Here is a 25,030-nt window from a genome sequence, read left to right as displayed (position 1 = left end):
CTATGACTGATAATACTTTGTATTCAAAAGATTTCATTGCTTGGGCAGAACAACAAGCACTACTCTTAGAAGCCGAAGAATTCCAAAGATTAGATCTCACTAATCTTATTGAAGAAGTAAGAGATATGTCGCGACGGGAAATCAAAGCTGCACAGAGTCAATTAGTTCGACTTATTAAACATCTCCTTAAGCTAAGAGTGCAACCCGATTATCCTGACAAGAAAAACTGGCTAATCTCAATCAAGGATGCCAGAGTAGAACTTGATGAAAGTATGGCAGAAAGTACCGTTCTAAAAAATAAGTTGCTCAGCCCTGAAACCTTGGCAAGATGTTACGCCAAAGCTGTAGTGCAAGCGAGTAATGAGACAGATTTATCGTTGTCAGATTTTCCTAATGAACTACCTTATTCGATTGAGCAGCTTCTCAATCCAGAGTTTTTCGGTGAGTAATTAAGGGAGAAGAATAACAATGAGTAAAAACACAAACAGCCTCTACGATACAGATTACGGGCTATGGTTAGCTAGTCAAATTGATAGTCTTAAAAGTCATCAATGGGACAATTTAGACATTGATAATCTGATTGAGGAATTAGAGGGATTGAACCGCAGTAATGAACACGCATTAGAGAGTTATTTAGTTGTAATTCTCACGCATTTACTCAAATGGGAATATCAACCTAAAGCGCGTAGTCGGAGTTGGCAAGGTTCAATTTTAAATGGTAGAAAACGCATTGCACGATTATTTAAACAACAGCCAAGCCTGAAGTCGCGTGTATCAGACTTAGTACCAGAGGCTTACACCGATGCTATTGAAATAGCGACGCTAGAGACTGGTCTGCCAGCTGATGTGTTCTCCACTGAGTGTTCTTACTCAGCAGATCAAATTCTCGACCTTGATTTTCTCCCTGGCGACGAGGAGCTACCTGACTAACCTTGTATATACACGATGATTTAGTCCAAGTTTAGTCCAAAGGGTTTTGGCAGACGCTGAAACCCTTGTTTTTGCGTATAGGACAAGAGGACTGAAAATCCTCGTGTCCCCGGTTCAAGTCTGGGTCCTGGCATTTAAATGACAAATTAGTAAATAAAGATGTGGCAATTTTATGTAATCCTGCCACGGATTGATAACTCGTATTTTGATCGGTGGTATAGCAGAGGTCAGGGGTGAAAATGAGTTAGGGTAATGGTTATTCGTACCTTCAATGTCCTAACTACCCCAACGGGACTTCTATAGTTCCTCGCGACACACTGCACAATACTTGATATATAGCCCTAGCCAATAGAGTTAGGACATTATAGAAGCTCGTAGTGACTTGCCTGAGGGAAGTCTAACGCTGACCCCTGCTATAATACTAATCTAAAAGTAGAAATACTTACCCTATCGCTTCCATACTGTTATTCGTTTCTAAACTCCACGTTTAGCTCATCAATGATGAACCACTCGTGATAAACGATTGCCAGGAAAAAATTCTCTTGAGGCAAGCGATCGCATACTGCCAAAAAACCAGCCGAAAAAGCGTCATCTGCATAAGTCGTATCTTTTAAGAATAGAGTTAAGGATTGCCCATCTGCGCTTGGGATACAGCGTAAAAGCGTAATATTGGGATGATGCTCTCGATCCACAGGCAGTAAAACATCATGACCATTCAGTTGCAGGAATTCTAAATCGTAGAACCTAAAGAAAGCTTCCCAATCTTCAGGACCTTCGTGCTTTTCCACAATGCGATCAAAACGATAGGTTTTAATTTTCTCAATCGTTTCTACTGTCAAATCGGCAAGCTTCACGACTTTCTCCCATGCAGTACAATTCCTAATCAATCTTTTGATATCGCTCTCATGCAGCACACTGTATCTTAATTAAACACGAGATAAAATATTTCATCAGACAATTTATTTTCTTTTTTGCACTTCAGTCAGTGGGTAAAAAGCAACATAACTTAAATGCTAGTAACTATTAGCTATTAGCTTTTATTTAATTGCTAAGTGCTAAGTGCTTTGTTATTACCCGTTACCCGACAAACTATGAATTGTGCGTCAAGTATTGAGGATTCGTACTGTACGCTGCTATAAGTAAATTTATGTTAAAAAAAGTATAAAAATCTTGCTTGATATCCGTGAAAATCTCATAATTAATTGCAGTTTGTATCTTAGGCTTCAGTTGCCTGAAATACTTAGTTGCCTAAATATAGAGGAATTCTAGGAAGCTCTGCCCAGAGGTGAGAGTGCTGGCTATAGCGAGTCTGATAGCACAGTTGTCCTAACGCTTTTTGTGGGATTGATCATCGAAATAAGGTAAATGAAGGCTAAATAAAAGGTAACATTTTGTCTTAGTTGTTTAAAGTTACAGTTAAGTTTAGCGCGTCAACGCTAGGAGCGGTTGTCATGATTGGTTTTATCAAAAATATATTCAGTGGAATTTTATCTTTTTTTATTGGGCTTTTCGGTGGCAAGAAGTCTCAACAAAATCAGCCCAGTTTAGAAGGTGACAAGTCAGCAGCAAATCCTGCTAAAAAGAAGCGAAAACGCAATGGCTATTTTATGGAACTTGATGAGGCTGAGGAAATGCAGCCTACGAATGGTAAACAGCAAGTAAAACAAGCATTAGAGCCTGTTGCAGCTAAATTAAATGAAGTAGCTCAGAAAGCTGAACCGATCGCGGCTAAAGTGACTGAAGTGGCTCAAAAAACGGCTGAACCAGTCGCGGCTAAAGTGAAAGAAGCAACTCAAAAGACAGAAGAAACTGCAACAGTTGCCAAGTCTCAGAAAGTTGAACAGCCGGCGACAGTTACTAAATCTACCAAAACAGAGGAACCCGCGACAGCAACGCAAGCACCAAAAGTACAACTAGAGCAAACAGCAGAGGGCGTCAAACCTGTACCTGCTAAGCCAGCGGCGAGCAGTACAATTAATAAACCGCAAACCGAAACAACGTTTGCGCCTAAATACCTTAATCCAGCAGCTAGTTCAAACGGTCGTCGTCGTCCAGGTCCCAATATGAACTCATTTTTGGATATGGCGCGTCAAGTCAAAACTCCTGGATAAGATACTAAATTACCAAGCTACTAACTGCTGATAGCTTTAATCAAAGCTAGTCCACTATATAAATGAAATGCTGGGTCCCAAGGTGTCTCGGTTCTGCGGAACAAATTGATGTGAGACTTGAGGTGTCCCAGCATTTCGCTTTGGTCAAGGACTGTATCGGCAAAAAGTGTAAACTCATCCCGAACATTTGCTTGGGGTATTTGCTGTTGAAAGAAGTTGCTGAGGCGATTCCAATTGAGTCTGACGGTTTGACTATGAGGCTGGTTTGCGAGTTCACATCCTTGTTGAAACTGATAGCTGCGATCGCACAACCGAAGAATACAAAATCTTTCGGGAAGATGAAGATCGCAAAATTGTGCATAATCTTGCGTTTGCGTTTTGCGCTGTAGTTTCCCACGCACATCACGATCGACGACTTGCTCAAAAATCGGTAACTGCGCCGTCACCCGCTGGCTGACTTCTGACCAATCAAACGCTATTGAACCTTGTTGACCTTGCTCATTGTGACATACCACGATTGGAGGTGTCGTAGATTGAAAGTAGCTGACTTGAAAAACCCGAATTTTCTCAATTTCTGCGAGGGTTGTCCAAAAACAAGGAATTCCAGCCGCACGTAAATTCTCGCCTAAAAAACGCAGTTCACCAATTTTGCCGCTTTTGTAAAGTTTCCAACCGCGTGTTGGTAACTTGAGACGCGCAGTGTAAACATCTAGCTGCATAATTTGCGCAAATGTTCGAGCCGCTGTCGTTTTAATTGCTTGCGGAATAGGTTCTAAAATTAACACGCCGATTTGTGTATTGTGAGGATCAGTAGTCGAAGCAGCGATCGCATCTTGTCTTTGCTGTTTTAATCTTGCCTCAACGCGCTGCAAACCTTGACGTGCTTGAGTTAGTACTTTAGCATTCGTTGTAGTCTGTAAGAGTTGACGATACACACTTTCTGCCAACACCAATTTTCCAGCAACTTCGTGTAATTCCCCTAAGTAAAGCTGCCCCCAAGCGTTTTGTGGTGACGCTTGCAAAACTTGTTTCACTAGTTGGGCTGCAAGACGATAGTTTTGGCACTTCATTGCAGCAGCGATTTGCTCTATCATAAGAATAGAATAGGCATTTGTTCTTAATTTACCCATCAAAAGCTGCTGATACTAACGACATCGCCACAATTGGCGCAGTCACTGCCCGTAGCACTCTACGACCTAGCGACACGAGTTGAAATCCTGCTTCGCGTGCTTCTTCGATTTCTGGCGTTGTCCATCCGCCTTCAGGTCCGATTGCAATCGTAATTTCTGTAGCAGTCGCCAGCGCGAGTACGGTTTTTAAATGAGGACAGTTACGCCGCGCGACGCAAAAATACAAATTCTTTGAAGTTGCGGCGGCAAGTGCTTGATGCAACGGAACAGGTTCTAATACAGTTGGGATAAGACTGCGTTCAGACTGTTCGGCGGCTTCTTTGGCGATGCGTCGCCAGCGTTCTAATTTTTGCGGACTCGGTTGAAGTAAAGTGCGATCGCTCAATACTGGCATAATACAACTGACGCCAATTTCCGTACAGCAGCGGACGACTTCATCGAAGCCGTTTCCTTTAGGTAATGCCAAAATTAAATTGACCGCAACTTTTAACTCAGATTCGACAACAATCGACTCAAGAATTTGCGCATAGTTTCCTGACAAGACGGCTAGCCACGAATTTCCTGTACCATCCATCGCAATAAAGCGATCGCCTTCCCGTAACCGCAACACTCGATGAAGATAATGCTGTTGTTCGTTTGCCAGCAAAATTTGCTTGTTGTGCAGCTGGGTAGGTGCGATCGCCAATCGTTGTAATTGCCCCATGAAATTTTAGATTAACTAACCTAAAACTCGGATGACTGATCTTTGAGGTAAGTTTCTAGCGCTTCATTCACCATTGCAGTTAAGGTTTTCCCCTCACGGCTACCAATGATTTTGAGCTTGTCGTAAACATCATCGCGGATACTAATGCGGTGACGCGATCTGATTTTACCGTTGCTTGCTGGTACAGTCTCAACAACAGCAATCTGCTCGTCAGCGGCGGGTTGTGCGGTTTCTTCAACAGCTTGCGGAGTATAGTTGGCTGCAAATTCTCGAATCGAGGCTAAACCAACGCGATCGCAAAAATCGCCGAATGTTTCTGCACCTTGACGGGCTTGTTTGAAGTAAACAAAGAGTGGTTCAAACTCTACCTCTAGGTTGTTGAGGTGCATTTTCTCGATGTAGACTTGTGCCAAACGCGTTTGGTTCGCGCTACCACCCAACCATATTTGGTACATTTCAGGACCTGTACCCACAAATCCTAATTCTGCCATGTATGGTCTTGCACATCCATTCGGACAACCTGTCATCCGAATCACGAAATGCTCGTCGCCTAAACCGAGTTTCTGCAATAATGCTTCAATGCGATCGAGAACACTCGGAATGATGCGTTCCGATTCGGTTGTTGCCAAACCACACGTTGGTAAAGCAGGGCAAGCCATCGCATAGCGTACCAAAGGCTTAATTGCATTCGGATCGGCTTCTACTTGACAGCGACTCAGAATTGCTTCAATCGCCTGCCGTTTTTCAGGTTCAATCTCGTAGAAAATAACGTTGTGGTGCGGTGTCAGCCGCATTGGTAAGTTGAACTGTTGAACGATCTCGCGTAAAGCAGTACGTAGCTGCATTTTGGCATCGTCCATAATCCGCCCATTTTGTACGGAAATTCCTAAAAAGAGCTTACCGTCGCCTTGTTCGTGCCAACCTAGAAAATCTTCGTATTGAAACTCAGGTAATGGTTTGAAGGGTTGTAACGGCTTCCCAAAGTATTTTTCCACCATCGAGCGGAACTTATCCACACCCCAATCGTGAATCAAGTACTTCAAACGTGCGTGACGTCGATCTGTGCGATCGCCGTAGTCTCTTTGCGTCGCAACAATCGCCTTAACAATGTCGTAAACATCTTCTTTGTCTACGTAACAAATCGGATCGGCTAAACGGGCAAACGTTTCTTCTTTATTGTGCGTTCTTCCCAAACCACCACCCGCATAGACATTGAATCCTATTAGTTGGTCGTCATTCATCATGACTACCAGCGTCAAATCTTGGGAAAATAAATCTACCGAGTTATCTTCGGGGACTGTAACGCAGACTTTGAACTTACGCGGCATATAGTGCGTGCCATAAATTGGCTCCTCGCCTTCATGGAACGTTGTTCCAGTCCCATTTTTCTGCCTTGCTTCTTTGACTGCGGGATCTTCCTCAGCACTAATTGCTTTTTCCCCATCCAACCAAATTTCGTAGTATGCGCCTGTTTGCGGCGTTAGCAAATCGGCAATATTTTGCGCATACTTCCACGCATACTGATAATCTGCGCGATTCTTGAACGGCGCAGGTGGTGCCATAACATTGCGGTTGACATCACCGCAAGCTGCTAGCGTTGAACCTAGATTTTCAATAATGGCGGCGATCGCATTTTTGAGATTCTGCTTCAAAATCCCATGCAACTGAAATCCTTGTCGCGTTGTCGCACGCAACGTTTGATTGCCGTATTCTTCTGCGAGCTTGTCTAAAGTTAAATATAGTTGTGGCGGTACCAATCCACCAGGGTTTTTCGTCCGCAGCATGAATTGGTAATCTTTTTCCTGTCCCTTGACCCGATTGTCGCGGTTATCTTGCTGGTATGACCCGTGAAACTTTAAGATTTGTACCGCTTCTTCGGTAAAATGCGTTGTGTCCTGTAGAAGTTCTGTCGCTACAGGTTCGCGTAAAAAATTACTGCGTTCTTTGAGTCCTTCTACCTTAGAAGGCTTTTTCGTTGCGGGTGTGGGAATGGAAGAATTAACCATTGCAATTTTTAGCAGATGTTCTCTTTATATAGATTTATGACAGACGAGAGTAATTAATAACACATCTATGCAGTTACTAAATCCCCAGTAATCCACTCGGCATTACGGTGAATACTTCGATCTTAACACGGTAAAAAACAGGAGTTGCCATTAAGTATGCTATACAACTCCTGCACAATCAAAAACAAGGATTATGAGATAAAATCACCTATATCTTAATAATATCTTAAAGCTTAAGTGCGTGCGATCGCTAAATAGGTATCAATTCCTAAAGTTACTGCTGCACAAAGTTCCGAATGCGATTAGCTCAAAACTTTGAAGTTTTCATGAATCGAGACTTTCCCCAAATATAGGCTTCTGAATCAATACAAAATCGCAATAATTTTGTCTCGTTAAATTTGTACCAATTAACATCTAATTCAACTCAATTTGCAATGCTTCTAATTGAGTAAACATCTCTCGCACATATCATAAATACAAGTATTTGCCGTTTACCTTACACAATCCTTAAAATCTTACCAATCAAGATGTACCAATTGACGTTGTTTTTTTAAGATTACATCAATTCTCAGTAAGTAGCTAACTAGACGCATTTTACACGCGATATAAAAAGGATGGGTAACGCAGAGTATATTATTTTACCCAAAAACAGCAAAAATTTAACTAGTTAGCTCAAGGGGAACTCAAGGTGCTTTTACCAGTGGTTCGTGCTACCAGCAAATCAGAAATCATTCGATGCATCCAAGAATTAGTTCCACTGGGTTCACCAGAACCACAAGATTCTCAAGTGTTGGCAACCTTAACAGAATTAACCTCGGATTTAATTCAAGCATACCAAGCCGAGGGACAACTCCAAGAAGATCCTTTTACTGACGTGTGGGCACGCACAATTCATTTGTATAAATCAGCAGTCAGTAGTAGGGTACAAGGCAAGGTTGTGCTTGTAACAGGTGGAGAAGGTTGCGTTGGTAGTGAGTTAGTCAAAAAACTGGTTGAGCTTGGTGCGCGACAAGTTGTATCCGTAGATAAAGCACGATGTGCTAGTTTATACGACCAAAAACCGCTCAAAGTCCAAAAACAAGCGATCGCTTTATACGCCGCTGATGTCCGTAATTACCACGCACTCAAGTATATATTTGAAACCGAAAAACCAGAGATTGTTTTTCATTTAGCCGCGCAACGCCTTCCAGGGCTTGCAGAAGTGCAAATCAGAGAAACAGTGACAACTGCAATTTATGGTACACAGCATATTATTCAACTTTGCGAAGAATACGGCGTACAGCAATGTATTTTCTCCTCAACAGGTAAAGCCGCGCGGTACTTCACCGCCGAAGTTTACGCCGCATCAAAAAAACTCTGTGAGTGGCAATTAGCACAGGCTGCACAAAAGGGCAACGTTACTTACGGAATGGTACGCTTTACGCATATGTTAAATAATAGTTCCGTATGTCAGCAAATATCAGACAAAATCAAGCAAGGCAAAATCATTAATATTCATGCACCCCATCGCTACATAACAGCACAAAATATCAATGAAGCTTTGCATTTATTACTTAATGCCCTTGTATTATCTCAACCGAAAAAACTAAAATTTCTCACAGTGCGTAATCTAGGATGGCCTACTGAGACACTAGAAATTGCCCTCTACAAAATCCTTGAAGCAGGTAAACACCTACCAATTTATTTTCAAGGGCTGTTGCCAGGTTATGAAGAACCTTGTTTTTTAGGACAATTCGATTGGAGTCAGCCTACGGAAACAAATTTATTGATTAATGCTTTAGAGAACTCGCAGGTAGAAGCATCAGGAGATATGATGATGGCAGAGCTTACTTGCTTCTCTAGCGAAGTATTAGATAAACACCTATCAATTATCCAAACATTAACAGATAACTTGAGCTTGCCGGAAGCTAATATTAAATATGGACTTAAAACAGCGATAAAAGAAGTAACAGGTTCTATCTTTGCGCAAACATCCCCGCAAACACTGCTTAAGATATTGAAATGGGGAACTAATCCTAAACAGTTAGTGTCAGAAGGTATATCGCTGGAGTGTCATCAAGATATTATTGAATTAATTGTTCAAGGATTATACGGCAGACTCACGCCGAAGTGTTTGCTCAATACTTATAAAAATATCAATGAATTTGAAACGTTAGTCAAGTTGCTAGCAACATTACCTTCGATTCAGCAAGAATTAACATACCTAAAAGCAGTGTCTCAATACGATAGTTATGACACTAGTTCGACGTTTAGCATTGCGGCATCTAGTTTCGCTTTTTGCTCTTAGTCAATTCTTTCTTTGCACAGAATAAAGTCTGTGGCTAAACGAACAAAATGCGCCTACGCACACTATTTTTATATTGCTGTGTTTTTTTAAAGGTTTTATCTTTAACAAAAAAGGGGTGTTGTAGAATACCACAACACCCCTAACTATTTGTAATATAGCAGTCAAAGAGGTAGTGAGGACATTGAAGGTACGAATAACCATTACCCTAACTAATTTTCAACCCTGAACTCTGCTATATCATCTCCAGCTAAATAACCAGGAGATTGGTGTCGTTACGCTGTTATTAGTGACTATTTACTAGCTACTATTCACTATTTTTGTTAACACTAATCAACCAAATTGAGCTAATTAGGTTTAGAAGCGATAAGCCGCACCTGCTTGGAAACTAACGGCCGAAGCTGGACTATTTTCGTAAGCGCGGATACCGAGTTTGGCATCACTGTAGAGAACAATATCTCTAGCCACTTGAGTTTCTACGCCTGTTGTTAAAACAAAGGAGTTTCTGTTACCCAAAGGAGTAGGTTTACCGTTTTGTTCTACGAAAGAGTAGCCTCCACCAACATAAACGTTTGTGTTATTAAAAACGGGTACGTCGTAGGAAACGATCGGCATAATTGCACTTGTTTCATCACTGAAAAGAATAGCGCCACGGGCGGAAACTGGAGTGTTAGGAATTGCGTAACGAGCTTGAATATTTCCACCAAAAGTAGCAGCGTCTCCGGTTTGTCCGCCGTTTGTTACTCCGGCAGCAATACCACCACCGATATAGCTTGCATTTGTTCCAGTAGGTTGAGCAAAAGCTTGCCCAGGAGCGACAACTATAGGAGCAATTACTAAAGCAGATAAAGCAGAAATAGTAGCAGCTTTCAAAGAGAGTTTCATAATTTTTACCTTGGCATTAATTAGTATTTTGTGTCTTTAGTTTTATAGTCGAACAGCAGGCAAAAAAGTTCCAAATAACTTTCATGAATAAAGTAAAAATCTGTTTGAAAAAATAAGAGATCAAAATAGTTCTAATGGTTTAGAGCGTGTTTATATTACAACTATTTATTTCATTATTTGTGTTTTGTAGACTGTTTTAAAACTGGCACACTGCTATAGTAACTGCAAAGATTCAGACTTAGAAATATAACTTTGATGTGACGCGCCTTAGCTACAAAGCGCGAATAATTATTTACCGTTGTCCTCATATTAGCCCTCTCAATCATCAACACATGGGAGACTTTTAAAGGCTTGGCTTCTTCTAGAATGGAGGGAAATTATACTCTTATTACGTACGCAAGAGGATTGACGAATTTTATTAGAACTGAAACGATTAAGCGTTCCACCAGGGCAGCGCGTACTGTTACATGAGATGAGTTGGCAGGAGTTCGAGCTAATTTTAGATGAATTAGGAGAACATCGCTCGGCGCGAATAACTTATGATAATGGAACGCTAGAAATTATGACACCGTTGCCTGAACACGGAGATGATAAAGAAATCATCGGCGATTTAGTCAAAGCGCTACTGGAGGAGTTAGATATTGAGTTTAGAAGTTTAGGTTCGACAACGTATAAGAATCAAGCAATGCTCAAAGGTATCGAACCAGATCAATGTTTTTACATTCAAAATGAGTTGGCAATTCGAGGCAAGAAGCGCCTTGATTTAACCGTTGATCCTCCACCAGACTTAGTTATAGAAATTGATATTACCTCGCGATCGCATTCGAGTATATATGCAAGTACTCGGCGTTCCTGAACTTTGGCGCTTTGAGCAAGGTAAACTACAAATTAATCTGCTGCAAGCAGGAAATATATCGGGTCCTCAAATAGTCTTATCTTTCCAGGAATACCCGTAGTTGAAGTTATTCCGCAATATTTAACGCAAAGTAGAACCGCAGGGAGAAACGCCACAATCAAAGCATTTCGTCAATGGGTAAGAGAACACGCAGGCTAATCGCCGCTAAATTCCCGTACTACCCGTTTCTTCATGTCGATAAGTTCGCATGGGTGCAGCCAACACTTTATCAACGCGATTGCCATCCATATCGACGACTTCAATTCGCATTCCTTGCCATTCAAAATAGTCAGAAGCTGTGGGAATACGCCCAAGATGGGTAATGACGAAACCACCTAAAGTTTGATAGCTACCGCGATGTTCGGCGGGGATTTCTTTAATTGCAAAAAGTTCAAAGAATTCATCAATTGATAACATACCATCGAGTAACCAAGAACCATCTTCGCGTTGTACTGCTTGGGGTTCTTCTTGATCGTCATCGGATGGAACATCGCCGACAATTTCAATCAGAATGTCATTGAGCGTGACTAATCCTTGAATCACGCCGTATTCATCTACAACAAGGGCAATGTGCGTCCCTGTTTGCTTAAACATTTCCAGAACTTTCAAACCACGCGTACTTTCTGGAACGAATACCGGCTGACGCAGCGAAACGGTTAAATCTAGCGGTTGATTCGACAAGCAGCGCGCGAGTAAGTCACTCACAGGCACAATCCCTAACACGTTATCTAAACCGCCTTGACACACGGGAAAGCGCGAGTGACCGCCATCAATAATTCTATGACGATTTACTTCTAGCGAGTCTTCTAAATCAAGCCAGACAATCTCAGGACGAGGTGTCATCAATGCACTCACGGGGCGATCGCCAAGCCGAAAAACACGTTCAACCATATCTTGTTCAGCTGCTTCAAACGTTCCCGCCTCGGTTCCTTGTTCGATTAAAACTTTGATTTCTTCTTCGGTAACAAGCGGTTCACTGGAAGGACCAATTCCTAACAGACGTAAGACAAAATCAGTAGAAGCGCTCAAAAAATAAACAGCTGGAGAAACGATCGCCGCGATTGTCCGCATTGGCGTTGCGATATTTGCCGCAATTCGTTCAGGGTTATTTAAGGCTAGGCGCTTCGGGACAAGTTCGCCGAGAATCAACGAAAGGTATGTAATGATTAAAACCACAATCCCAAACGCGATCGCTTGACTGTACGGTGCAAGCCCAGGAATCTGCTGAAGATAACCTGCGAGGGTACGTGCGATCGTCGCACCACCAAAAGCACCTGTGAGAATGCCAATAAGCGTAATCCCCACCTGCACTGTTGATAGAAAATTATTTGGAGACTCGGCAAGCTTTAATGCCGCTCGTGCTTTAGCATTACCTTCATTTGCCAATTGTTGCAACCGTGCCTTGCGTGATGAGACAATCGCCATTTCTGACATGGCAAATATGCCATTAGCAACGATCAGCAGAAAAATGATCAGAATTTCAAAGTTCATGGAGGAGATTAACTAGGGGCGAGGGGCGAGGGGCGAGGGGCGAGGGAATATGAAATGTCATTATTATGTCTGAGTTGTCAAGTCGTGGGAAGAGAAAACTGGTCAACATTCTGAGTTGACTCAAGATTGGTCTTGTTATACCAATTTTAAAAATGATTGCAGTTGATCATAGCTATTAAATCTTAAATCTCCTCTGCACCTGAAGCCCCCCTGCTCCTCTGCTTGCCTATACGTAACAGCCTTCAAACAAAACGAGTAGGGAAATCCAACCCTTAAATGCTCAAATCTATCGCGTCAGGAACTCTAAAATAGTCAAGGAACCTATTTTCAGCGCCTTGTTGGGCAGAAGACATCAGTAACACAGCGGAAGCTATGGCATTTTTTTCCATTGTTCGTGCTTTGGGGCGATCGCCGCTCACAACAGAAATTTTAGCTAAACTTGAGCGGCAGCGCGTCTGTCGTTTAAACGGCATTCCTCGCCTTCCTAAAGGATTGGTGGCTTCAGCTTTGGCACAAGAGGCGCAATCGCATCTTTTGGTTGTGTGTTCCACCCTCGAAGAAGCCGGACGCTGGAGTGCACAACTAGAAGCAATGGGTTGGCAAACAACGCATTTTTATCCTACTTCTGAAGCTTCTCCCTACGAACCTTTTGACCCTGAAACGGAAATGACGTGGGGACAAATGCAGGTTTTGGCAGATTTAATTAGAGGTAATGAGTCATCGGTAACAGGTAATGGGCAAGAACAACAATTACCAATTACCGCCGTTCCGCCTGGGAAACCACAGGCGGCGTGCGGCGGCTTCGCCAATTACCACTCACCAATGGCGATTGTTGCCACTCAGGCGGCGTTGCAACCGCACTTACCACCTCTAGAAGCGTTTCAGCCGTATTGTTTGAATGTTACGCAGGGGATGGAGTTAGATTTAGATGCTTTTGGAGATAAACTAGCGCAGTTAGGCTACGAACGCGTACCGCTCGTAGAAACTGAAGGACAATGGAGTCGGCGCGGAGATATTGTCGATGTGTTTCCGGTGGCTTCCGAGTTGCCAGTACGTTTAGAGTGGTTCGGGGATGAAATTGAACAAATTCGTGAATTTGACCCTGCAACACAGCGATCGCGCAGTACTAATGGCAGCGCTTTAGATAAAATCGATTCCCTAGTACTCACTCCGACAACTTTTGCACCGATTATCGTTTCCGCCCTAGCTGACAAGAAACAACAAGTCAATACCTACTTATCACCAGAAGAACAAGAACAATTTGAGACAAATCAAATATTAGAAGGTAGCCGCCGCTTCTTAGGTTTAGCCTTCGACAAGCCCGCATCTTTACTTGACTATTTACCCGAAAATACGCTAATTGCGATTGATGAGATTGAACAATGTCAAGCACATAGCGATCGCGCTTGTGAAAACGCAGAAGAACAACACGCCGCACTCAGTCATCTACCCCGCATTCATCGCGCTTTTGAAGACTCTTTAGCAACCGCCAGCAACTTTCGCCAACTCCATCTTTCAGAACTTGTCGTAGAAGAAAATTCCGCACCTACAGCCATCAATCTTGCGAGTCGTCCAGTACCCGTGACACCGCATCAATTTGGCAAGATTGCCGAAACGATTCGTAATGAACGCGATCGCGGTTTTTCGGTGTGGTTAGTTTCGGCGCAGCCTTCGCGTTCTGTTTCTCTTCTACAAGAACACGATTGTCCTGCACAATTTATTCCTAACCCTCGCGATTTCCAAGCAATTGATAAGCTGCAAATATCACATACGCCGGTAGCCCTAAAATACTCCGGCTTGGCAGAACTCGAAGGGTTTATCTTACCAACTTTCCGCCTCGCAGTTGTGACAGATCGCGAGTTTTTCGGTCAGCACACACTCGCAACACCAAGTTATGTGCGCAAGCGCCGTCAAGCTGCATCAAAGCAAGTTGATTTAAACAAGTTGCGCCCTGGCGATTATGTTGTCCATCGCAATCATGGTGTAGGTAAATTCCTCAAACTCGAAAGTTTAACGCTGAATAACGAAACCCGCGAATATATTGTTATTCAATACGCAGATGGTTTATTGCGCGTCGCCGCCGATCAACTCGGATCGTTGTCGCGATTTCGCAGTACCACCGAGTCGCCCCCAGAACTCAACAAAATGTCTGGCAAAGCCTGGGCGAATACTAAAAATCGCGTTCGCAAAGCAATTAAGAAATTAGCCGTAGATTTATTGAAATTGTACGCAGCGCGATCGCAACAACAAGGCTTAGCATATCCCCCCGATCAACCTTGGCAAGAAGAACTTGAAGACTCATTTCCGTACCAACCGACAACAGATCAGCTAAAAGCGGTACAAGATGTTAAACGCGATATGGAAAGCGATCGCCCGATGGATCGTCTAGTATGTGGTGATGTCGGTTTCGGGAAGACTGAAGTAGCTATCCGCGCCATCTTTAAAGCTGTAACCGCAGGTAAACAAGTCGCGCTTCTCGCCCCAACGACGATTCTTACACAACAACACTATCACACGCTCAAAGAACGTTTTGCCCCTTACCCAATTCAAGTGGGTTTACTCAACCGCTTCCGCACCGCCGAAGAACGTCGCGATATTCAACGTCGCCTCACTACAGGTGAATTAGATGTTGTTGTGGGTACGCATCAGCTACTTGGTAAGGGCGTGAACTTCCGCGATTTAGGTTTACTCGTGGTAGACGAAGAACAGCGCTTTGGTGTCAATCAAAAAGAGAAAATCAAATCACTCAAAACGCAAGTTGACGTTTTAACGCTGAGTGCGACTCCGATTCCACGCACATTATATATGTCGCTGTCGGGAATTCGCGAGATGAGTTTAATTACAACACCACCGCCAACGCGTCGCCCAATTAAAACGCATTTAGCACCGTATGATTCAGAATCGGTACGCAGTGCAATTCGCCAAGAACTCGATCGCGGCGGACAGGTGTTTTATGTTGTTCCCCGCGTGGATGGTATTGAGGAAACTGCGGCAAATCTGCGGGAAATGATACCAGGGGGAAGAATTGCGATCGCTCACGGACAAATGGATGAAGGCGAACTTGAATCGACAATGCTCACGTTTAGCAACGGCGAAGCGGATATTTTAGTTTGTACCACAATTATTGAATCGGGATTAGATATTCCCAGAGTCAACACAATTTTAATTGAAGACGCGCACCGCTTTGGTTTATCGCAACTTTACCAGCTACGCGGTCGTGTCGGTCGTGCGGGGATACAAGCTCATGCTTGGTTATTTTACCCGAAGCAACGCGCCTTATCCGATGCAGCACGGCAACGTTTACGCGCGATTCAAGAATTTACGCAACTCGGTTCAGGGTATCAACTTGCAATGCGCGATATGGAAATTCGCGGTGTGGGTAATTTACTCGGTGCGGAACAATCCGGTCAAATGGATGCGATCGGTTTTGATTTATACATGGAAATGCTTGAAGAAGCAATTCGCGAGATTCGCGGGCAAGAAATTCCGAGTGTTGATGATACGCAAATTGACCTCAACCTTACCGCATTTATTCCCGCAGATTATATCACAGATATGGATCAAAAGATGAGTGCCTATCGCGCTGTTGCTGCTGCAAAAACGAAAGAAGAATTAGTACAAATTGCCGCTGAGTGGAGCGATCGCTACGGTACTATCCCTAGTGGTGCAAATCAACTTCTGCGCGTGATGGAACTCAAACAAATCGCTAAATCTCTGGGATTCAGCCGCATTAAACCGGAGGGTAAACAGCACATTATCCTCGAAACTCCCATGGAAGAACCTGCATGGAACTTACTTGCAGCAAACTTACCCGAACACTTGCGATCGCGCTTTGTGTATTCGCCTGGTAAAGTTACTGTACGCGGTTTAGGTGTCCTCAGCGCTCATCAACAACTCGAAAACCTCATCGATTTCTTAAGTAAAATGCAAGGCGCACTTCCCGAACCTGTACTGACATGAATTGGGAATTGGTCATTGGTAACTGGTAATTGGTAATAGGAAAGACTATTTATTTTCCCATTCCCCATCACCGATTACCCCAGGACTTACGCAGTTGAATCTATTCCGCCCCCCTAGCCCCAAACACAAAAGTTTCATCCTTATCTTCTCCCCCATGCATTGGGGGAGAGTGAGAGGGGGCGGGGGGAATCTGAGTTGAAGTCCCCCACTCATGGGGGATTTAGGGGGCAAGTGCGTAACTCCTATACCCATTACCAAACCTTCTTGACTTCTCATCGGTGAATTGCGATTATTGATAGCAATTTTCAGTTGATCGTGTTATATCTTTATCTTCAATGAGCCTCGACCTCACTGCACAGCAGGTAGATGAAATCTTAACGGAAGCTAAGCAAGATTGTCCTCCCGCTACCTCGATTGATGGTCTAGAAACGATTCATACTGTGCCATTGCAGTTGGGTAGTGGCTACGCTCGAATAATAGAGCTATATCCTGGTTTAGAACTGTGTATTTTTCATGAAACCTACAAAGATCTAACGTTTCGAGGGATAGAAAATCAGCATTTAGTGCAGTTCAAAGTGCAGTTATCAGGGGTAGAAGATAGTGGCGATCATGTGTTGATTGATGCCAAGCAAAGCTACATTGGCGGTAGTGGAATTCAACGTCGCCTGACGGTGTTTACACCGCGATCGCAACCCAATATTGGAGTCGAAATTCATATGCAGCCGTACTTGTTGAGGCAATTTTTTGCAGCACCGACAGGAGAACTCCCCGCCGAACTAAAACCATTGGTGCAAGGAGACGATTGGCAACAAGTATTTTCGCCGAGAACAACTGAAGCAATGCGATTAGTGGCGCAGCAGATCATCGACTGTCCATTTTTGGGAACAACCAAGCGGGTGTATTTGCAGGGCAAAGTGTTTGAGTTGATGGCACTTCAGCTAGAGGGCGTTGTGGACACTTCCGCTATGGGGAGGTTCCACCAGCAACAGACAGCATCAGCAATGAAACCTAGCACGATCGCCCGAATTTATCATGCAGCAGAAATTTTGCGATCGCATCTAGAACATCCCCCTTCGCAAATTGAACTCGCGCAGCAAGTGGGGGTTGGTCATTGTACGCTGCATAAAGGGTTTCGCTCGCTGTTTGGAGTCACGCCTTTTGCTTATCTCACTCAGCAGCGGATGGAACAGGCTGAACACTTGTTACGGGAACCCTACTCTACAGTGGCAGAAGTAGCAAATCGCGTCGGCTATGCAAACCCCGCTCAGTTTGCCGCAGCGTTTAAGCGTCACTTTGGGATCACTCCCAGCGATTGCATCCGTGGCAAAAAATTGCTTTTTGAATCAAAAAAATCTTGAAAATAGAATCTTGGGGTGATGGTGTAGGTTTGGAGTAGATTTGGCGATCGCCTTCTGTTTACACTCAGTGCTACATAAATAAGAACTCTTTGCAATTGAGAGGTTCGAGTGAACTGGGTGAGGACGAATATGGCGATGAGTCAGCTTTGGGTAACGGTTCAATGCGTATTGGCACTAAGCTTGTTGGGTGCTGCAATCAATGTAGAGATACCAGCCAGGGCGCAGGAAGTACCACAGTTAAGTGAAGAACAACCTGCAACTACTGTCGAAGCCTCACCGGTGCAAATTACTGGAGTACGGGTAGAGACGACCGAGGCGGGTTTGCAAGTGGTGCTAGAAACAGCAAACGCTTTGAAAGTTACTGAAACTCGAATCGTCGGCAACGCTCTAATTGCAGAGATTCCGAATGCGGCGATTGCCCGAGAGTTTTCGCAAATAGACCCGATTGAGGGCATTGCGTTGGTGCGCGTGACAAGTTTGCCAGATAGTCAAGTGCAAGTAGCGATTACAGGAACCGATGCGCCACCGGTGGTAGAAGTGCGATCGCTTGCGCAAGGACTGGGGTTGGCGGTGACGTTGGGTGAGGCTGATACAGCACAAGACGATGCAATTGAAATTTTAGTGACAGGAGAGCAAGAGGAAGGTTATCGTGTCCCCGATGCCAGTGTAGGCACAAGAACCGACACACCTCTACGAGATATACCTCAATCAATTCAAGTTATCCCTCAGCAGGTATTGGAAGATCGGCAAGCCAGAAGTATTACCGAGGGATTGGAAAACGCGGCTGGTATCACTTCAGTCGTTAGCCCTGCTAGCGGTAGAGACTATTTCACTATCCGAGGCTTTGAAAATTATGGTGGTTTCCTGCTCAACGGCGTTCCTGATCCGCAAATTGCTAATGATGCTAGTTTCGTTAATGCCGAACGTGTAGAGATACTGAGAGGACCTGCTGCCACATTGTATGGCGAAGTTGGATCTCTGAGTGGCACGATCAATGTTGTGACTCGTCAACCCTTAGACTATCCGTTTTACGAGGTGAGTTTATCAGCTGGCAACTACAATGACTATCAAGGCACCTTTGATTTCTCCGGCCCTTTAGATGAATCTGGAACAGCACTCTATCGCTTAATTGGTAGCTATCGTAGCTTCGATACGTTTTTGGATTTTAATGAAAGTAATGAAATTTTCATTGCGCCCAGTCTGGCACTCAAGCTAAGTTCCAATACTGACCTCATTCTTGAAGGCGATGTCAACTTTTTTAATCAACCCAATGGACAAACATCTCAACCTATCTTAGGCACCGTACTGGAAAACCCCAATGGAGAAGTCAGCCGCAATTTCAATCCGGCTGGTCCCTCAGAGCAGGATCTAGAGATTAATGGCAGAGTTGGTTATCGACTGGAGCATCGCTTCAATGAGGATTGGAAATTGCGCAATACATTTCGCTATTCGTTTTATGATGATACGGACGATCCGATTCTCTTTATTAATGACAGTCTTGCTGACGATGACCGGACACTCAACCGAGGCTTTTTACGGGGCAGCGCGTACTACGATACTTTCTACCTAGATACCGATCTGATTGGTACATTTAGCACCGGAGGAATTGACCATCAACTTCTCCTTGGTGCTAGTTTCACCTCAAATCGAATCAATGACTTTGGTGGTGAATCTGGAAATGCTCCGCCTGTGGACATTTTTGACCCAGTGTTTGATCAAACTGTGACCGTTACAGAACAATCTGAAGGCAGTTTTACAACCAGGAACACGGTGGGAGTGTACATCCAAGATCAGATTACGATTTTAGACAATCTCAAACTGTTGTTGGGCGGACGAGTTGATTTCTTTGGAGAAACAAGTGATGATCGCTTCACAAATGAAGAAACCAATCAATCCGAAACAGCATTTAGTCCACGAGTAGGCATTGTATATCAACCTGTTGCGTCCGTTTCGCTTTATGCTAGCTATGCGCGATCGTTTGTGCCGACAATCGGCAGATCTGCGGGTGACGAAACATTCAGCCCAGAACGAGGCACCCAATACGAAATAGGCATTAAAACCGATATCACCGATCAACTTTCAGCTAACCTTGCCTTATACGATCTCACTCGCTCCAATGTTACGACTCCTGATCCAGAAAATCCAGGCTTCTCGGTGCAAACAGGAAGACAACGAAGCCGAGGTGTCGAGCTAGATATTAGTGGTGAGATTTCACCTGGATGGAACATTATTGGCGGCTATGCTTATACTGATGCCAGGGTGTTAGAAGATAACGAAATTCCTGAAGGCAATCGATTATTTTCTGCGCCAGAACACACGTTTAGTTTATGGACAACATACAGAATTCAAGACGGCGATTTGCAGGGTTTGGGATTTGGTGTAGGTGTGTACTATCTTGGCGAGAGATGGGCAGATATTGCTAATACAGTAGAGTTACCAAGTTTTTTGCGTACCGATGCGGCGATTTTTTATGAGCGCGATCGCTTTCGTGCTGCTCTCAATTTTCGCAACCTGTTTGATGTGGAAAACTACACCAGTGATTACGGTTCTGGAACTTTTGTCAATCGCGGCGCTCCTTTTACTGTTTTGGGAACCGTTTCCTGGCAGTTTTAATTGACGATTTATGAAAAATCTACGTCGTCTCATCTGCTTTTTACTTCTAGGATTGTTAACGGTCACTCTGATTACCGCTTGTAGCACAGCTAACAATACCTCTGTTACAAGCCACACACAAAATGACAACTGTCGAATTGTGAAGCATACGATGGGTGAAACTTGTATTCCTCATCCTCCTCAACGAATTGTTGTTCTTGGTATAGAAATGTTAGCCAACTGTGTGCAATTAGGCTTTAGCCCGATTGCATCGGTATACGAGTCAGATAATTCTCTTCCTAAATATCTTCAGGGTAAAGTCAGTAAAGTAGAATCTGTTGGAGGATACGGTTCTCCAAACTTAGAGAAAATTTTGTCCCTGCAACCTGATTTAATTCTTGCTGATTCTTATTACTCAGAAGATCGCTATAACCAGCTATCTCGGATTGCGCCTACAGTTGTCTTAAATTTGCCGTATCCTTCCCCTCCTTGGAAAGAGCAATTAGAGGAACTTGCTCAGGTATTAGGCAAAGAAGATATTGCTCAGCAATTGCTGAACGATTATTGGCAACGGATTGAACAACTGAAACAAGCGTTGGGCGCTCGTCGCCATACCATGCAGGTATCTGTTGCCAGTACTAACTCACAATACGGAATTTGGGCATATGGAAAAAAACACTTTTCAGGAACGATTTTGAGCGATATCGAACTGCAACGCCCTCCAGCGCAGAGAGGAGATTTCTATATTATTGAAAACATCTCTGAAGAAACTATAGCGAATATTGATGGAGATGTTCTCTTCTTTGTAACGTCGGATGCGAGCGATGATCAAGAGGCACTAGAAAAGCTTCGACAAAGACCTTTGTGGCAACAACTTAAAGTGATTCAGCGCAATAAAATTTATTTCGTAGGCGATCATTGGGCTAATTCAGATATTTTTGCAATCAACGCTATTCTCGACGATCTATTCAAACATCTTGTCAACATACCTTAAGCCATATTCAAACTCACCCTCTTCATTTGCTAATCCTGCCATCACTATTAAAGATCGCCCTAAAATCAACCTGCTGATAGCACTTGTTTACTCAAACCACTCAATACTTATCCAGCGAACAATACCAATCAGATAACGACCTTTGAGTACCTTGTAGACAAGCGGCATTTGCACTGTCATCGGATTCCACAGATAGAATATGACTAAGTTAGTCTTAACATCAATTGATGAAAGTTTATAAGCATGACAGCAGTTATTTTGTCTAAACAGTACGTTGAACAACGTGAAGCAGGCTATTGGCTTTCTGGTAGTCGAGTTTCTTTAGATTCGATCGTTTACTCGTTTGTTCGAGGTGAACTACCTGAGCAGATTGTGCAAAGTTTTCCGACGCTAACCCTTGAGCAAGGGTATGGTGCGTTCGCGCAGCGTATGCAGAGCATAATCGCATTTTATCTATCCAATCAAGAAGTGATAGACGCTTACTTAAAACAAGGAGAAGCACAACTTCATCAACTCCGTCAAGCTTCCTCAGAAGAGAACTCTCAACTGTACAAAAAGCTCGCATCTGCTACCAAAAGCCGATGACGATTCGCTTTCAAGCTGATGCGGATCTCAATCATAGTATTGTTGTGGGCGTTTTGAGACGAGAACCATCGATCGATTTTCAAACTGCTTTAGTTGCCAAGTTAGAAGGACTCCCCGATCAAGAAGTGTTGGCAATCGCCGCCAAACAAGGACGAATTTTGATATCCCACAATCAACGAACGATGCCACTTCATTTCGCTGACTTCATTACTACTTAAACCAGCCCAGGGGTTTTAATTGTACCTAAAACGCTCCTGATTTCGGAAGTCATTGACTCTTTGATCCTAATTTGGGCTGCATCAACCGCAGACGAGTGGACAAACCGAATTGTCTTTTTACCAATTTAGTTCTGGAATATTGATATTACTGCTTGTTTGCTGCTGCTTAATTGTGCTGCGCCGCTTGTTTGTCTTCCATCGGTTTTGATTAGTAATTGATATTGTTGAAGTAGTAAAAAAATTGGGCGCGATCGCGCTCTTATCGAGTAAATTTGCTGCAAATAGATTCTACTCAAAGTGCGATTGTGTTTTGTTTATTACCTGGTAAAGTTACTGTACTTGGCTTAGATGTCCGAGAACGCCCATCAACAACTTGAAAGCCTCAAGGCGCACTTCCCGAATCTGTAGTTACCTAAATAGTCATTTATTGTATTTTAGGTTGTAGTTGATTTTTCTTTCATATGATTAAAGAAATTCAAGAGCAAATAGCTTATTATAATGCTCGCTCTCAAGAATATGATGAGTGGTTTTATCGCATTGGTCGTTACGATCGCGGCTTGGAACTAAATCAACGCTGGTTTGATGAAGTAGATATTCTGAAAAGTGCATTACAGGATATTGGTAAAGTTAATTCAATTTTAGAATTAGCTTGTGGTACAGGAATATGGACACAAGAATTACTTAGACTTGGCAACAAAATTACAGCTATTGATGCTTCGGCTGAGATGATTGCAATAAATAAAAAGAAGTTAAAAGATACTAAAATAGTTGATTATCATCAAGTAGATTTGTTTTCTTGGCAACCAACTACACAATACGATTTAGTATTTTTTTCCTTCTGGCTATCTCACGTTCCTCCTGCACAAGTTGATGATTTTCTAGCCAAGGTTTATCGAGCAGTGCGTCCTTATGGAAAAGTGTTTATTATTGACTCCTGCTTTGATACAACTTCAACAGCAAAAGACCATTTCTTTGAAAATGAAAATGCAATTTATCAAAGGCGTAAGCTAAATAATGGGCAAGAATATCAAATATATAAAATTTATTATCAACCCAATGTTTTATTAGATAAATTCATTCAAGTTGGCTTTCAGGCAAGTGTAAAGCAAACAAATAACTATTTTATTTATGTCGAAGGAATAAAATCAGGATAACTTCTTGTTCAGTTGTTGGAGGAAGCAACACGATCGCATTACCTCCCCTTGTTCGCCGACCAAGCTAGTCTTAAATGCAAATGATTCCTTACGATAAGTAAATAGATTCATTCGCTGCAAGAAATTATGCTACTCCATTTGAGTACCTGGCTCGAAGTTGAAACGTATTTAGAAAAATCGCAAGGTATTATTCTCCCAATTGGTTCTACCGAACAGCATGGACCAACGGGATTAATTGGTACTGATGCGATTTGTGCAGAAGCGATCGCGCATGGTGTTGGTGAGGCGACGGGCGCACTCGTTAGCCCGACAATCAATGTTGGTATGGCACTGCATCACACCGCGTTTCCTGGTACGATTAGCCTGCGTCCTAGCACAATGATTTTAGTCATCCGCGACTATATTACTTGTTTAGCGAAAGCGGGATTTACCAAATTTTTCTTTATTAACGGTCATGGTGGTAATATTGCCACACTCAAAGCTGCGTTTGCGGAAACTTATACTTATCTTGCAGAAATTGGCGTGAATAACGCCGATCAAGTCCAGTGTCAAGTCGGTAACTGGTTTATGTGCGGTTCGGTGTATCAGTTAGCAAAAGAATTATACGGCGATCGCGAAGGTTCGCACGCCACTCCGAGTGAAGTTGCGGTGACGCAATACGTTTATCCTGAATCGATCAAACACGCGCCTTTGTCTGCTGAAGTTGGTAAAGGACATCCGATATATGGTCCTGTCAACTTTCGCCAGCATTATCCTGATGGACGCATGGGTTCCGATCCGGCGTTAGCGACACCTGAACACGGGTTACAGTTGTATGATTTGGCAGTTAAAGAGTTGAGTAACAATTACTTAGAATTTGTTGGTCGGGCGATCGCATAAACCTGCACAGTTTTACCCCGAAAAATTGCGTCTTTTTCGTAGCACAATCCTGTTTTAATTGCAACTTTTTGTGATGCAATGTTACCAGGAGCAATCAACGATATGAGGCGATCGCCTATGGCGCTGCGCTTCGCGCAATCGCACCCTATTCCAAAACCATAATCGCGAATTGCACAGGCGGCTTCTGTCGCTAAACCTTGTCCCCAGTAATCTTTTGCTAGCATATAGCCAATTTCAATTTCGGGAAGTCCTGCGACTAATTGCGGTATCAACCCACAACGCCCGATAAATTTGCGATCAGCTTTATGAATTGTCGCCCACAAACCCCAACCTCGTTGTTGATAGCCATTAATCATTCTGGCGATCTGGTATTTTGTTTCTTCTCTAGTAATTAATTTAGGGTAATACTTCATGACTACAGGATCGGCATAGATTTGTGCCAAATTTTCCACGTCGTCTAGCGTGAGTTCGCGCAAAATCAAACGGTGGGTTTCAATGGCGACCTTGCCCATTTAAGTAGGTATAGGAATTGACGTTAATAGCAGACTTAGTATTTATAGAAAGAAAAAATTAGGGGGACTAGTTAATTACAAATTGGTATAACTTAGCTACGTAATTTTGTCGTTTATAATTGACTATTTACGATAAACGCTTAGCTGTGGCACATCAGCATACATTAGCTATTCTCAAGCATACAGATTTTCTGTATCTTAATCAACAAAAAAATACTCCGTATCGCTATAGAGTATGCAGCTAGTTAAATAAATCTAAAAATGTGCTTCAAGCCAAATTTGGTTGGATGCATACAATGACACCAATCGTTAAAAGTAAAGTAAATCGATATAAATCAGAAAA

At 43.1% G+C, this 25,030-nt stretch carries 19 protein-coding genes and 1 pseudogene; 13 read left to right on the top strand and 7 right to left on the bottom strand.

What is annotated here, in order from left to right; genetic code table 11:
* Positions 1–2 precede the first annotated feature (2 nt).
* Together GLO7428_RS09815 and GLO7428_RS09810 are read left to right on the top strand one after the other, a co-directional pair.
* Positions 3–449 carry a DUF29 domain-containing protein gene (locus GLO7428_RS09815; RefSeq protein WP_015188410.1) on the top strand — a complete coding sequence of 149 codons (447 nt, stop codon included), beginning with the start codon at positions 3–5 and terminating at the stop codon, positions 447–449.
* A 19-nt stretch (positions 450–468) separates the two neighbouring features.
* Positions 469–930, top strand: coding sequence for a DUF29 domain-containing protein (locus tag GLO7428_RS09810; RefSeq protein WP_015188409.1), 462 nt, complete (start codon positions 469–471; stop codon positions 928–930).
* A gap of 464 nt (positions 931–1,394) precedes the next feature.
* Here GLO7428_RS09810 and GLO7428_RS09805 read toward each other — a convergent pair whose 3' ends face one another.
* Positions 1,395–1,784 carry a hypothetical protein gene (locus GLO7428_RS09805; protein WP_015188408.1) on the bottom strand — a complete coding sequence of 130 codons (390 nt, stop codon included), beginning with the start codon at positions 1,782–1,784 and terminating at the stop codon, positions 1,395–1,397.
* Positions 1,785–2,381: 597 nt separating this feature from the next.
* Between GLO7428_RS09805 and GLO7428_RS09800 the strand changes: the two genes are divergently transcribed.
* Complete coding sequence (locus tag GLO7428_RS09800; RefSeq protein ID WP_015188407.1) at positions 2,382–3,041, top strand: hypothetical protein; 660 nt, start codon at positions 2,382–2,384, stop codon at positions 3,039–3,041.
* A 20-nt stretch (positions 3,042–3,061) separates the two neighbouring features.
* Here the strand turns inward: GLO7428_RS09800 and GLO7428_RS09795 are convergent, their stop codons facing one another.
* Genes GLO7428_RS09795 through sir form a run of 3 tightly spaced genes read right to left on the bottom strand, consistent with a single transcriptional unit; the run spans position 3,062 to position 6,880 of the window.
* Positions 3,062–4,135 carry a tetratricopeptide repeat protein gene (locus GLO7428_RS09795; RefSeq protein ID WP_041919047.1) on the bottom strand — a complete coding sequence of 358 codons (1,074 nt, stop codon included), beginning with the start codon at positions 4,133–4,135 and terminating at the stop codon, positions 3,062–3,064.
* A 28-nt stretch (positions 4,136–4,163) separates the two neighbouring features.
* Positions 4,164–4,874 carry a 16S rRNA (uracil(1498)-N(3))-methyltransferase gene (locus GLO7428_RS09790; protein ID WP_015188405.1) on the bottom strand — a complete coding sequence of 237 codons (711 nt, stop codon included), beginning with the start codon at positions 4,872–4,874 and terminating at the stop codon, positions 4,164–4,166.
* Positions 4,875–4,894: 20 nt separating this feature from the next.
* Positions 4,895–6,880, bottom strand: coding sequence for a sulfite reductase, ferredoxin dependent (sir, locus tag GLO7428_RS09785; protein ID WP_015188404.1), 1,986 nt, complete (start codon positions 6,878–6,880; stop codon positions 4,895–4,897).
* A 688-nt stretch (positions 6,881–7,568) separates the two neighbouring features.
* On the opposite strand from sir, the gene GLO7428_RS09780 reads away from it, so the two are divergent.
* Positions 7,569–9,167, top strand: coding sequence for a polysaccharide biosynthesis protein (locus GLO7428_RS09780; RefSeq protein ID WP_015188403.1), 1,599 nt, complete (start codon positions 7,569–7,571; stop codon positions 9,165–9,167).
* Positions 9,168–9,521: 354 nt separating this feature from the next.
* Here GLO7428_RS09780 and GLO7428_RS09775 read toward each other — a convergent pair whose 3' ends face one another.
* The gene (locus GLO7428_RS09775) at positions 9,522–10,049 is read right to left on the bottom strand and encodes an outer membrane beta-barrel protein (RefSeq protein ID WP_015188402.1); all 528 of its coding nucleotides are present in this window, start codon (positions 10,047–10,049) and stop codon (positions 9,522–9,524) included.
* A 412-nt stretch (positions 10,050–10,461) separates the two neighbouring features.
* Between GLO7428_RS09775 and GLO7428_RS09770 the strand changes: the two are divergent.
* Positions 10,462–11,103, top strand: a pseudogene (locus GLO7428_RS09770) (Uma2 family endonuclease).
* A 6-nt stretch (positions 11,104–11,109) separates the two neighbouring features.
* Here GLO7428_RS09770 and GLO7428_RS09765 read toward each other — a convergent pair.
* Positions 11,110–12,444 carry a hemolysin family protein gene (locus GLO7428_RS09765; RefSeq protein ID WP_041918579.1) on the bottom strand — a complete coding sequence of 445 codons (1,335 nt, stop codon included), beginning with the start codon at positions 12,442–12,444 and terminating at the stop codon, positions 11,110–11,112.
* 363 nt (positions 12,445–12,807) lie between these two features.
* Here GLO7428_RS09765 and mfd point away from each other — a divergent pair, with 363 nt between their 5' ends.
* The 8 genes from mfd to GLO7428_RS09720 all read left to right on the top strand — a co-directional run bounded on the left by mfd (position 12,808) and on the right by GLO7428_RS09720 (position 24,175).
* Positions 12,808–16,395, top strand: a complete 3,588-nt coding sequence (gene mfd / locus GLO7428_RS09760) for a transcription-repair coupling factor (RefSeq protein WP_015188400.1) — start codon at positions 12,808–12,810, stop codon at positions 16,393–16,395.
* A 335-nt stretch (positions 16,396–16,730) separates the two neighbouring features.
* A complete protein-coding gene (locus GLO7428_RS09750; RefSeq protein WP_015188399.1) occupies positions 16,731–17,753 on the top strand; it encodes an AraC family transcriptional regulator in 1,023 nt (340 codons plus the stop codon).
* 129 nt (positions 17,754–17,882) lie between these two features.
* A complete protein-coding gene (locus GLO7428_RS09745; protein WP_015188398.1) occupies positions 17,883–20,366 on the top strand; it encodes a TonB-dependent siderophore receptor in 2,484 nt (827 codons plus the stop codon).
* Between the two features lie 10 nt (positions 20,367–20,376).
* Positions 20,377–21,339 (top strand): iron-siderophore ABC transporter substrate-binding protein, encoded by a 963-nt coding sequence (locus GLO7428_RS09740; RefSeq protein ID WP_015188397.1) that lies wholly within the window; start codon positions 20,377–20,379, stop codon positions 21,337–21,339.
* 243 nt (positions 21,340–21,582) lie between these two features.
* Positions 21,583–21,924, top strand: a complete 342-nt coding sequence (locus GLO7428_RS09735) for a hypothetical protein (protein WP_015188395.1) — start codon at positions 21,583–21,585, stop codon at positions 21,922–21,924.
* Positions 21,921–22,142, top strand: a complete 222-nt coding sequence (locus GLO7428_RS28935) for a DUF5615 family PIN-like protein (protein WP_015188394.1) — start codon at positions 21,921–21,923, stop codon at positions 22,140–22,142. The genes GLO7428_RS09735 and GLO7428_RS28935 overlap by 4 nt, the downstream gene beginning before the upstream one ends.
* Positions 22,143–22,603: 461 nt before the next feature.
* A complete protein-coding gene (locus GLO7428_RS09725) occupies positions 22,604–23,296 on the top strand; it encodes a class I SAM-dependent methyltransferase (protein ID WP_015188393.1) in 693 nt (230 codons plus the stop codon).
* A 126-nt stretch (positions 23,297–23,422) separates the two neighbouring features.
* Positions 23,423–24,175, top strand: a complete 753-nt coding sequence (locus GLO7428_RS09720; RefSeq protein ID WP_015188392.1) for a creatininase family protein — start codon at positions 23,423–23,425, stop codon at positions 24,173–24,175.
* Here GLO7428_RS09720 and GLO7428_RS09715 read toward each other — a convergent pair.
* The gene (locus GLO7428_RS09715; protein ID WP_015188391.1) at positions 24,142–24,687 is read right to left on the bottom strand and encodes a GNAT family N-acetyltransferase; all 546 of its coding nucleotides are present in this window, start codon (positions 24,685–24,687) and stop codon (positions 24,142–24,144) included. The two genes, GLO7428_RS09720 and GLO7428_RS09715, sit on opposite strands and share 34 nt — an antisense overlap.
* Positions 24,688–25,030 lie beyond the last annotated feature (343 nt).

Source organism: Gloeocapsa sp. PCC 7428, assembly GCF_000317555.1.
Lineage (GTDB): Bacteria > Cyanobacteriota > Cyanobacteriia > Cyanobacteriales > Chroococcidiopsidaceae > Chroogloeocystis.
Note: the sequence above shows the minus strand (reverse complement) of the source record. Positions and strands in the feature narration are given on the sequence as shown.